Source organism: Klebsiella sp. GB_Kp056 (assembly GCF_040064755.1).
Classification (GTDB): Bacteria; Pseudomonadota; Gammaproteobacteria; order Enterobacterales; family Enterobacteriaceae; genus Klebsiella; species Klebsiella quasipneumoniae.
In genome coordinates, this window is record NZ_JBEAJA010000007.1 from 1 (window position 1) to 9959 (window position 9959).

General features: G+C 53.9%; 12 protein-coding genes. 6 read left to right on the forward strand and 6 right to left on the reverse strand.

Annotated features, from left to right (window positions below; all coding sequences use genetic code 11):
• Positions 1–75: 75 nt before the first annotated feature.
• Positions 76–315, reverse strand: a complete 240-nt coding sequence (locus ABLV52_RS00470) for a DUF1435 domain-containing protein (RefSeq protein WP_023291884.1) — start codon at positions 313–315, stop codon at positions 76–78.
• 70 nt (positions 316–385) lie between these two features.
• On the opposite strand from ABLV52_RS00470, the gene ABLV52_RS00475 reads away from it, so the two are divergent.
• The 3 genes from ABLV52_RS00475 (at position 386) to fhuF (ending at position 2521) form a co-directional block, all read left to right on the forward strand.
• Entirely contained in the window at positions 386–556 is a 171-nt protein-coding gene (locus ABLV52_RS00475; RefSeq protein WP_072096669.1) for a hypothetical protein, read from the forward strand.
• Positions 557–579: 23 nt separating this feature from the next.
• Positions 580–1626, forward strand: coding sequence for a GGDEF domain-containing protein (locus ABLV52_RS00480; protein ID WP_023291883.1), 1047 nt, complete (start codon positions 580–582; stop codon positions 1624–1626).
• 106 nt (positions 1627–1732) lie between these two features.
• Positions 1733–2521, forward strand: coding sequence for a siderophore-iron reductase FhuF (gene fhuF, locus ABLV52_RS00485; protein ID WP_348889864.1), 789 nt, complete (start codon positions 1733–1735; stop codon positions 2519–2521).
• Between the two features lie 50 nt (positions 2522–2571).
• On the opposite strand, the gene ABLV52_RS00490 is transcribed toward fhuF, so the two are convergent.
• Positions 2572–3915, reverse strand: a complete 1344-nt coding sequence (locus ABLV52_RS00490) for a PTS cellobiose transporter subunit IIC (RefSeq protein ID WP_002887650.1) — start codon at positions 3913–3915, stop codon at positions 2572–2574.
• Between the two features lie 333 nt (positions 3916–4248).
• Here ABLV52_RS00490 and ABLV52_RS00495 point away from each other — a divergent pair, with 333 nt between their 5' ends.
• The gene (locus ABLV52_RS00495) at positions 4249–4707 is read left to right on the forward strand and encodes a YbaK/EbsC family protein (RefSeq protein ID WP_023291881.1); all 459 of its coding nucleotides are present in this window, start codon (positions 4249–4251) and stop codon (positions 4705–4707) included.
• A 5-nt stretch (positions 4708–4712) separates the two neighbouring features.
• On the opposite strand, the gene bglJ is transcribed toward ABLV52_RS00495, so the two are convergent.
• The 4 genes from bglJ to pobA all read right to left on the reverse strand — a co-directional run bounded on the left by bglJ (position 4713) and on the right by pobA (position 8416).
• Complete coding sequence (gene bglJ, locus ABLV52_RS00500; protein ID WP_032454790.1) at positions 4713–5387, reverse strand: DNA-binding transcriptional activator BglJ; 675 nt, start codon at positions 5385–5387, stop codon at positions 4713–4715.
• A complete protein-coding gene (locus tag ABLV52_RS00505; protein WP_044525327.1) occupies positions 5348–6070 on the reverse strand; it encodes a LuxR C-terminal-related transcriptional regulator in 723 nt (240 codons plus the stop codon). The genes bglJ and ABLV52_RS00505 overlap by 40 nt, the downstream gene beginning before the upstream one ends.
• Before the next feature lie 263 nt (positions 6071–6333).
• A complete protein-coding gene (locus ABLV52_RS00510) occupies positions 6334–7215 on the reverse strand; it encodes a helix-turn-helix domain-containing protein (protein WP_131096169.1) in 882 nt (293 codons plus the stop codon).
• 16 nt (positions 7216–7231) lie between these two features.
• Entirely contained in the window at positions 7232–8416 is a 1185-nt protein-coding gene (pobA, locus tag ABLV52_RS00515; protein ID WP_023291877.1) for a 4-hydroxybenzoate 3-monooxygenase, read from the reverse strand.
• 280 nt (positions 8417–8696) lie between these two features.
• Here pobA and ABLV52_RS00520 point away from each other — a divergent pair, with 280 nt between their 5' ends.
• The gene (locus ABLV52_RS00520) at positions 8697–9473 is read left to right on the forward strand and encodes a threonine/serine exporter ThrE family protein (protein ID WP_004886474.1); all 777 of its coding nucleotides are present in this window, start codon (positions 8697–8699) and stop codon (positions 9471–9473) included.
• A complete protein-coding gene (locus tag ABLV52_RS00525) occupies positions 9464–9937 on the forward strand; it encodes a threonine/serine exporter (RefSeq protein WP_004886472.1) in 474 nt (157 codons plus the stop codon). Before ABLV52_RS00520 ends, ABLV52_RS00525 begins: the two co-directional genes overlap by 10 nt.
• Positions 9938–9959: the final 22 nt, after the last annotated feature.

Sequence of the window (9959 nt, forward strand, 5' to 3'; positions counted from 1 at the left end):
TCAGGTGTTAGTGTCCTTACGGACGTGGGGGTTCAAGTCCCCCCCCTCGCACCAATATTCTTCCCTCTCCCGGCGTTATCCCCTCAGTTTGATATCCACAAGCATCAGCATTATTCCACCAACCAGTGCAACGCACGATGGCAGCAGAATAAAATGGCGCAGTTGACGATGCCATATCATCGCCGCGGACATCAGCATGCCCACCGCGACCAGCGTCCGCCATACGTCAGCCGACACCCCGGCATACCCGAGAGCGACAATCAGCGCGCCGGGAACGATGACTCCCCAACCGCTTCCTAATGCTCGCTGCAGCATGGTTTCACCTCTCACAACGATAATGATAACCAATATCATATGATAACTTTTATCATTTGTCATTTGCGATGTGCTCTGCGCCTTATTCTTTACGTTCGCGGTAATGACATACATTCATGAAGGTGATAAATTAAGCGGATTATCGATATATATTAAATATTTTTCTTATTTTGCAAATAACCTTTTTTTGCACATTGTTATCAGACTCTTCATTTTTGGCTTTCATCATTTTGAAATTTAACGACTAATAATGATTCTTCCGATATGACTGCACAAACCTGGCGAGCACACTACGCACAAAAATATCAATATTCCTTACGGCTTTTTTTACTGCTTAATTTCATTTCATCCTCTCTGTCGCTGGTCACCCCCCTATTTACGGTAGTTCGTTTTACGCTGCCTTGCGCCCTGATCGTGGCCTGCAGCGGGTTGCTGCTGCTCTGGCACTGGAAATGGCCGCAATCGAAAATAAATATTCCCGCTATCTCGTTGTTATTTGGCATGCTATGGGCGTGGCACGTAGTGACAAAGGCGATGCTATTGACACCGCCGCATTTTAACTTTCTGGTGATCGCCCTATTAAGCATTCTGTTTATCGGCACCATCGCTTTTTCCAATAATATCACTGCCTTTACCCTCCACTCTTTACCGACTTTCCTTGCCTGCCTGATAATGGCGGAGGGGGAACAATGGTTGCGCATGACTTACTGTTTTATGCTGCCTATTGCCGGTATTACCCTGCAAAATATTATCCAGAAGCGCAGCGATGCCTTCACACAAGGATTAATGGATAAACTCATGCAGGAACGCAACACCCTCAACGATCTCAGTATGCTGGATCCTCTGACCGGTTTGTATAACCGCCGCGGACTGCAGAATCGCCTCGATACCCTGCTGGCGCTGGACGGCGACAACCATTTCGTGCTGCTCCTCGATATCGATCATTTCAAAGCCTATAACGATCACTATGGTCATATGATGGGCGACCAGGCGCTCATTCGCGTCTCTGCTGCTATTCGCAACGCCGTACGCTCGCGCGATATTGTCGCCCGCTTTGGCGGAGAGGAGTTTATGGTGCTGCTGACCAACAGCAGCGAAGAAACGGCCTGGCAGGCTGCCGAACGTATTCGGCAGCGGGTCTATGACCTGAAAATCCCGCATATGTTTAATGAGAGCGTCGCCACCAACGTGACCATCAGTATTGGCCTGACGCCGCTCATTGATGACAATATTGAGCAAGCGCTGGCGCGCGCCGACGGCGCACTCTATGACGCTAAGAATAAAGGCCGTAACATTATTCTGGCCAGTTAACCTGCGCGCGCCGCGGCATCGTGGCGCCGACAAAATTCTTGCCATGCCGCCTGCAAACAACTAATATCAGGAATCATTATCATTTAGATTTGTATCTGGAAATCGAATGGCCTGGCGTTCCCTTCCTCTCAGCGATGAACTTATCTGGCGGGCCCCTTTGCCGACGGCTGAGCGCGCCCTGGCGGAGAGTATTCGGGAAAAAATCGCCACCCTTCGCCCCCATCTGCTCGATTTCCTGCGCCTGGATGAATCCGCTCCAGGACACGCTTTGACGCTTGCCGAGTGGTCGCGACCCTCCGCCTTACGCTCCCTGCTGGCCACTTATTCCGATCATATCTATCGTCATCAGCCAACGCTGACACGGGAAGCAAAACCTCTGCTCTCGCTCTGGGCGCAATGGTATATCGGTCTGCTGGTGCCGCCGCTGATGCTGGCGTTGCTCAATGAACCACAGGGTCTCAGCCTGGCGCCGGAACATTTCCACGTCGAATTTCACGAAAGCGGCAGGGCGGCCTGTTTCTGGATTGATGTCCATAGCGATGCCGGTATTGAGAGACTGTCACCGCTGTCGCGAATGGATGCCCTGGTGACGCGCACCCTGCAGCCGGTTATTGAGGCGCTGGAAGCCACGGGCGAGATCAATGGCAAACTTATCTGGAGCAATACTGGCTATCTGATTAACTGGTATCTTGGGGAAATGCGCGCGCTGTTGGGGGATGAGCAGCTTGCCGCCCTGCGCCAGCACTGTTTCTTCGAAAAACAACTCGCCGATGGTCAGGATAACCCACTATGGCGAACGGTTGTGCTGCGTGAAGGACAGTTAGTCCGACGCACCTGCTGCCAGCGCTATCGCCTGCCTGACGTCCAACAGTGCGGCGACTGCACGTTAAAATAACGCCCTGTCTACAATAAGCAACGGGCGGCCTGTGGCCGCCCGGTCACTATTTATGCGGTCTGCTGACTCTCCTGCTCCGCCCGTTCAGCCTCTTCCGCTTCCTGAGCAAGCAGCTGCTTCTCATACACCTTAAAGAACGGGAAGTAGATAATCGCCGACACGCAGGCCAGAACGATGACCAGAATCGCCGCCCGGAAATCCCAGCCCAGCGCCCAGGCACCGCCAATCGGCGCCGGCGCCGTCCACGGTACCACGGAGATGACGCGGCCAATCAGATCCAGCTTCATTGCCGCCCAGGCCAACACCGCATTCACCATCGGCGCCAGCAGGAACGGAATAAAGAACACCGGGTTCATGACGATAGGCGTCCCAAAGATGACCGGCTCGTTAATGTTAAACAGGCTTGGCACCACGCTTAAACGCCCAATGGAGCGCAAATGCGCTGAGCGGCTGCGCAGATAGCAGAACACCAGCCCCATGGTGGCACCGGAACCTCCGACCACGATAAAAAAGGTCCAGAACGCCTCCATAAAAATATGCGGCAGAGGCGCGCCCTGGGCCAGCGCCTGCTGGTTCATACCGAGGTTGGTCAGCCAGAACATCTGCAGCATCCCGGAAACAATCGCCGCACCGTGGATCCCGGCAAACCACAGCAGGTGGCCGATGAGGACCGCCAGCAGGATCGCCGGCAGGGAATCGGCTGCCGAAACCAGCGGTTTGAAAATTGCCATAATGGCCTGCGGGATCAGCATGTCAAAATGGTGCTGAATAAACAGGCTCAGCGGATAGAGCGTCAGCACAACCACCAGCACCGGGATCAACAGATCAAAGGAATTTTTGATCATCGGTGGGACCTGATCCGGTAGACGGATACCGATATTATGCGCCTTGAGAAAACGCATCATCTCCACACAGTAGATCGCCACCAGAATGGCGGTAAAGATCCCTGTTCCGCCGAGGCTATCCACCGGCAGCGTGCCATTCGTCTTCGGCGCGGCAATCAGTAAAAAGGCCATGATCGACAGCATCGCGCACATAAAGGGATCGAGCTGATTGGATTTCTCGTAGTGCTTACCGAGGTTGTAAGAGATTGCCGCGCAGATGTAGATCGACATGATCCCCATCGTCATATCAAAGGGGGTCAGAATGCGCCCCTCAAACTCTTTTGCCAGATCCAGCCAGGCGCGGGCAAAACCCCAGGTGGTATCCGGGGAGAAAGGAGGATAAGCAAACACCAGCAGGAACGATCCGACGATCATAAACGGCATCGCGGAGATAAAACCGTCACGGATAGCCATGACGTGACGCTGCGATGAGATCCGCCCTGCTATGGGGCTTATGTAATTTTCTACAAAGCGAAATATCAAATTAAACGCAGCATGGTTAGCAGACATAGTAGCCCTCCTGACAGGCTATTGATACTGGCCCAACAACGATTACCCTGCCGTTACGATGACCGCTTATTGATGCAGCAGGCCGCGGGTGGATTACCGGCTATACTGCCCATAACACAACGATTCATACACGGCTCTTTTGTTATAAATAAAAGGAGAAGTGACTGTTCCAGTATTCATCTCAATGCAGATAACCGCAACCGGTTACTGTAACCGGTTACGGTGAATGTGAAGGAGATCGACAAAATAGAAAGAATCTGGATTGTCCGCGCTGATATTTACACTCCGCCAGGCTTGTGACAGATTTAACCAGCCTTAAATCAGGAGAATCCAATGAGTCTGCAGTCTGTACGGCAGTTTTTTGCCGAACACGCCCCCGATATCGAAATTATTGAGTTAAACCAGAGTACCGCCACTGTGGCGCTTGCCGCTGCCGCGCACAACGTTGAGCCGGGACAAATAGCCAAAACGCTGTCGCTCAAGATCAAAGATAAGATTGTACTGATCGTCGCCAGGGGCGATGCGCGGCTGGATAATAAAAAGCTGAAAGAGACCTTTGGCGCAAAAGCGCGTATGTTGAGCAGCGACGAGGTGGTAACCTGGACCGGCCATCCGGTTGGCGGCGTGTGCCCGTTTGGTCTGGAAAATCCGCTGGCCGTCTTCTGTGACGTCTCGCTCAGGCACTATCAGGAAGTGCTACCCGCAGCGGGAGCTATTCACAGCGCCGTTCGCATTGAACCAGAACGAATGGCGCAGCTCACCGATGCAACATGGGTAGACGTATGCATATAGCCGCGTTATGCCACCTGTTTAACGGCGCTGGTCGGGCCGCTTATCGGTAAATGCAGCAAGATATCCGCCGCGTTTAATAAACCAATGTCAGAGCGAACGCCGAGCTTGGTCATGGCGTTGAATTTATGCGCGCGGATGGTTTTAATGTTCCGGTTCAGCTGCACCGCAATTTCCGCAAGCGAATATCCCCACGACATATACCGAAGAATGGCGTGCTCCGTCGGGCTTAGCGGATCGTTGCATGCCTCTCTGCCGCAAAAGTGCTCTTTGCCGGCGAGGGAATGATTATCCAGCAGCTGTAACAAATGCTCCTGCAATCCGCGTCGCGGCGCGGATTTATTTAATATACCCTGCAGGCAGGCCGGCATTAAATGGCCGATCAGACGCATTTCGCTTTCATTATTAGCCAGAATAATCGTTTGAACTTCCGGTCGGATCCTCGCCATTTCGTGAAGAAAAAGCAGGCTCTCGGCTCTGGACGAACGACTCCCCGAAAGTGAAAAGATGATTGCTGACCATGGGAACGACGTTTCCACCGCCCTGAGCAAATTGATATTTTTAAAAAAATGAATGCGGTATTGGCTGCTCTCTTCACGGCTAAAGGTATAGCGCCAGGCCATTTCCGTCATCACACATTTTTCTACGATGGCGACATGACGGGTTGTGCTATTTTTTTCCATTCCATTTGTTCCCCGTAAGCTGAATTGATATTCAGCTCTTGCATTCCCTGCGCACTGTTGATCCAGGCATACATTTCAGCGTTGCTGCGTAGCGATAAACGACGCATTGCGCTATTTTTCTGCGCGCTAATCGTCTTATTACTCTTTTTCAACAGCGCGGCGATCTGGTTAATTCCCCATCCCTTCGCCAGAAGGCGCAGAACTTTCCGCTCTGACAGGGTCAGCATCGCCGCTGAGTGGTAGCTAGCGAAATCGCTGTCCACATCCCCGGTAAACAACGTACGGCTAATCTGCTCAGCCGCACGGCTACCGGCGCAAATCACCTCAATCAGCCGGTCAACCGGCTCGTTCTCGGAGATCAGCGAGCTTTCGGGACGAATTAAAAGCTCAACGGCTAATGGATAGAGGCTGTCGCTGACCATAAAAACCCAGTGAATATCTCGATACTGGGTCATGAGGGAGTAATAACGCTCGCAGACGGCCCGGGGCTGCGCAATCTCGCCGGAGATATCCGCAACGACCAGCACCGCTCGCCGCAGTTGTAAAAGGGTGAGCTCATCATGAGTGCGACAAAAACTGAGTTCGTAATCCGGGAGGTTCTCATTGAAGATCACCTTTAACCCTGACTGCATGACGGGGATTTTACTAATAACGACGCCAAACTTACCTTGTCCTGGTAACATAACACCTCCGCTTCCTGTCGAAGTTTCTTCGCTTGCCCGCAAACGATCGGCGAGTGACTCGATCGCCATACCATTTACTGGATGAATATTAAAAGCATATTCATGGCCCGCGTACACGATATACTGCATGACCGAACCGTGGTCATATCAAGTAAATATTATTCCTGTGTATACTTGCGATGAATATTAGCACAGACGCCCTGCGCTAATAAATTAGAAAAGATAAAACCATTATTTAGCAAAAATAATTTCAGGCATGAACATTATGAAGCATTCTCTTTAATTGTTTCTCTAAATGCTTTAGGCGACATACCGCTATAGCGGCGGAAAAAGCGAGAAAAATAGGCGGCGTCGCTAAATCCCAAATAATCAGAGAGTTGCGTTATCGTCATGCGGGTGTATTGCAGATTACGCCGCGCCTCAAGCATCAGTCGCTGATGCAATACCCCAAGGGCGCTACAGCCATAGAACTCGCGACATAAATAGTTTAAATGCGTGACCGACAGCCCAATCAACTTCGCATACTCCGCCAGCGGGAGGTGCTGCCGGTAGTGGCTCTCAATAAGCCGGGAAAAATGACGCATCATACTGCGCTTTCGCTCCGCTTTATCTTCCGCGGGCGGTGCGGGGCGGCACTGCCGGTTCAGCCAGGCCAGCAGCGTCCCCAGCAGCGAATAAAGCATCATTTCCCGGGCATCATGATCGGCACTGTACTCCTCGCGAAGCGCTGAAAACAGCGTATGCATACGCCCCCGGGAACGCCCCACCGGCAGACACTGCGCAACGCTAAGCACATCCAGCGGTCGGCCGAACTGATTTTCAAAGCGGCTCAGCAGCGGTAGCGCCAGGGAGAGCACAAATCCGTGCGTTCCGGGTGAGAAATGAAAGCCATGAATGCAGAGGGCGGGCACCACCTGGATGCAGGACTCCGTCATCACCGAGGTGGTGCCTTCAATTTCGATCTCCGCCCGACCTTTGTGCAGATAGAGGAGCTGGACCATTTCGGCGTGCTGGTGGACGCGAATATGCCACTGATACAGGCTGCTGCGCTGCAAAATCGACTCGCAGTGCAGCAGGTCCGGCGTCGGCCAGCCGCGCTCCTCGCCATACAGCTTAAATACCGGAACAGTTTGGACGGGCGGCATAGTAACTCCTGTTCAGTCAGACGACACGCTCCATGGGCAGGCCCACGTAGTTTTCCGCGATAGTGGTCAGCCCGGCGCGCGAACCCAGATAGTAGCGGCGATCGGCCGCCTGCATTTTGGCGTCGAACTCGCTCTGCTGCGGAAAATCGTGCAGCAGGCGGGTCATGAACCAGCTAAAGCGTTCCCCTTTCCAGACCCGATCCAGCGCCAGTCGCGAATAGGTCGCCAGCAGATCGCTCCGGCCGTGATGGTAGTATTCACGCAGGATCCGCCACAGATAGTTCACGTCCGATGCCGCCAGGTTCAACCCTTTAGCGCCGGTCGGCGGTACGATATGCGCGGCATCCCCCACCAGGAACAATCGCCCATATTGCATTGGCTCGACGACGAAGCTGCGCAAGGGAGCGATGCTTTTCTCAAGTGAGTGACCAGTCACTAACTTTGATGACAGATCCTCCGGCAATCGGCATTTCAACTCCTGCCAGAAGCGTTCGTCCGACCAGTCCTCCACCTTATCGCTCAGCGGAACCTGCAGATAGTAGCGGCTGCGAGTAAGTGAGCGCTGACTACATAAAACGAATCCCCGCTGATGATGCGCATAGATCAGCTCCGGATTGACCGGCGGCGTATCCGCCAGCAGGCCTAACCAACCGAACGGCCAGACGCTCTCGTAAGTCTTGAGGATGTCAGCGGGAATACTTTGCCGCGACACGCCATGGAACCCGTCGCAACCGGCGATAAAGTCACACTCCAGGCGGCAGAATTCACCTTCGCTAAGATAGGTGATCGTCGGCCGGTCGCTTTTTGCGTCATGGATAGTCACTTCGCTGACGCCGTACACGATCGGCGCGTCGCTGGCGGCCCGGGCAGCCATCAGATCGCGGGTCACTTCAGTCTGGCCGTAAACCATCACGCTCTTGCCGTCGGTCAGCTCGCTCAGTGAGACGGGCACCCGCTGGCCGTCAAAGAGAAACTCCACCCCATGATGCACCAGGCCTTCGACATCCATCCGCTGCGCCACGCCCGCTTCACGGAGCAGATCTACGGTACCGCTTTCCAGAATTCCCGCACGGATGCGCCCCAGCACATACTGCGGCGTTTGACGCTCAAGAATGACCGTGTGGATCCCGGCGTTGTGCAGTAGCTGCCCCAGCAGCAGCCCGGAAGGGCCAGCGCCAATAATCGCGACCTGTGTTTTCATAGGATTGTCTCACTTTTGCAGGGTTAATTATTTGTATAATTTTTGTTTAATAAAAGTGCTTTCCTGCATTTTTGATAAGTCAGACGGGAAAAAGAAGGGATGAATGGCGACAAAAATTGCACTTTTCACCAAACTGGCAAAAGTGTGGGACGCTTCAAATTCCGCCACCCCGGCGGACGGAAGATTTTTGCACATTATTTGATCCCACCCCCCTCAGCCGCCCCGGCGCTTCAGGTTAAAGTATCGGCAGATACCAGGCGTCGCGGACAGCAGAGGAAATATGCAGGTTGATCGGGCACAGCAGCGGGCAATCACACGATTATGCATCCAGTGTGGTCTTTTTTTGTTACAGCACGGCGCCGAAAGCGCGCTGGTGGAAGAGCTTTCAACGCGTCTCGGGCTGGCGCTGGGGATGGACAGCGTCGAAAGCGCCATCTCCTCCAACGCTATCGTCCTGACCACCATTAAGGATGGCGAATGTCTTACCTCAACGCGTAAGAATGTCGACCGCGGCATTAATATGCATGTGGTGACGGAAGTGCAGCATATCGTGATCCTCGCCGAGCATAAGCTGCTGGACTATCGCGACGTCGAGAAGCGCTTCGCGCAGATTAGGCCCCTGCGCTATCCCCGCTGGTTGCTGGTGATCATGGTGGGCCTCTCCTGCGCTTGTTTCTGTAAACTGAATAACGGCGGCTGGGATGGAGCGCTGGTCAGCTTCTGCGCCAGCACGGTGGCCATGTACATTCGCCAGGTGCTGACCCACCGTTCTATGCATCCGCAGATCAACTTCTGCATCACCGCCTTTGTGGCCACCACGATCTCCGGGCTACTGCTGCGCCTCCCGACCTTTGCCAGCACCCCGACCATTGCCATGGCCGCCAGCGTCCTGCTGCTGGTCCCGGGCTTTCCGCTGATCAATGCCGTCGCCGATATGTTTAAAGGGCATATAAATACTGGCCTCGCCCGCTGGGCGATCGCCAGCCTGTTAACCCTTGCCACCTGCATTGGCGTAGTGATGGCAATGACCGTATGGGGGCTGCGGGGATGGGCATAATTTCGTTTATTTTCGCACTGGCGGAAGACATGCTGCTGGCGGCGATCCCTGCCGTCGGGTTTGCGATGGTCTTTAATGTCCCGCAGCGCGCCCTGCGCTGGTGCGCGCTGCTGGGAGCGATCGGCCATGGTTCGCGCATGGTCATGATGAGCGCTGGTTTTAACATTGAATGGGCCACGTTTCTCGCCGCCCTGCTGGTGGGCTGCATCGGCATCCAGTGGTCGCGCTGGTATCTGGCGCATCCGAAGATTTTTACCGTCGCCGCCGTGATCCCGATGTTTCCCGGTATTTCCGCTTACACCGCGATGATCTCCGCGGTAAAAATCAGCCATTTTGGCTATTCTGAAGAGATGATGATTTTGCTGCTGAGCAATTTTTTAAAGGCCTCTTCGATCGTGGGCGCCCTCTCCATTGGCCTGTCGATACCCGGTCTGTGGCTGTATCGTAAGCGCCCTCGCGTCTAACCCCGGCGTCGCGGCAGAGCCG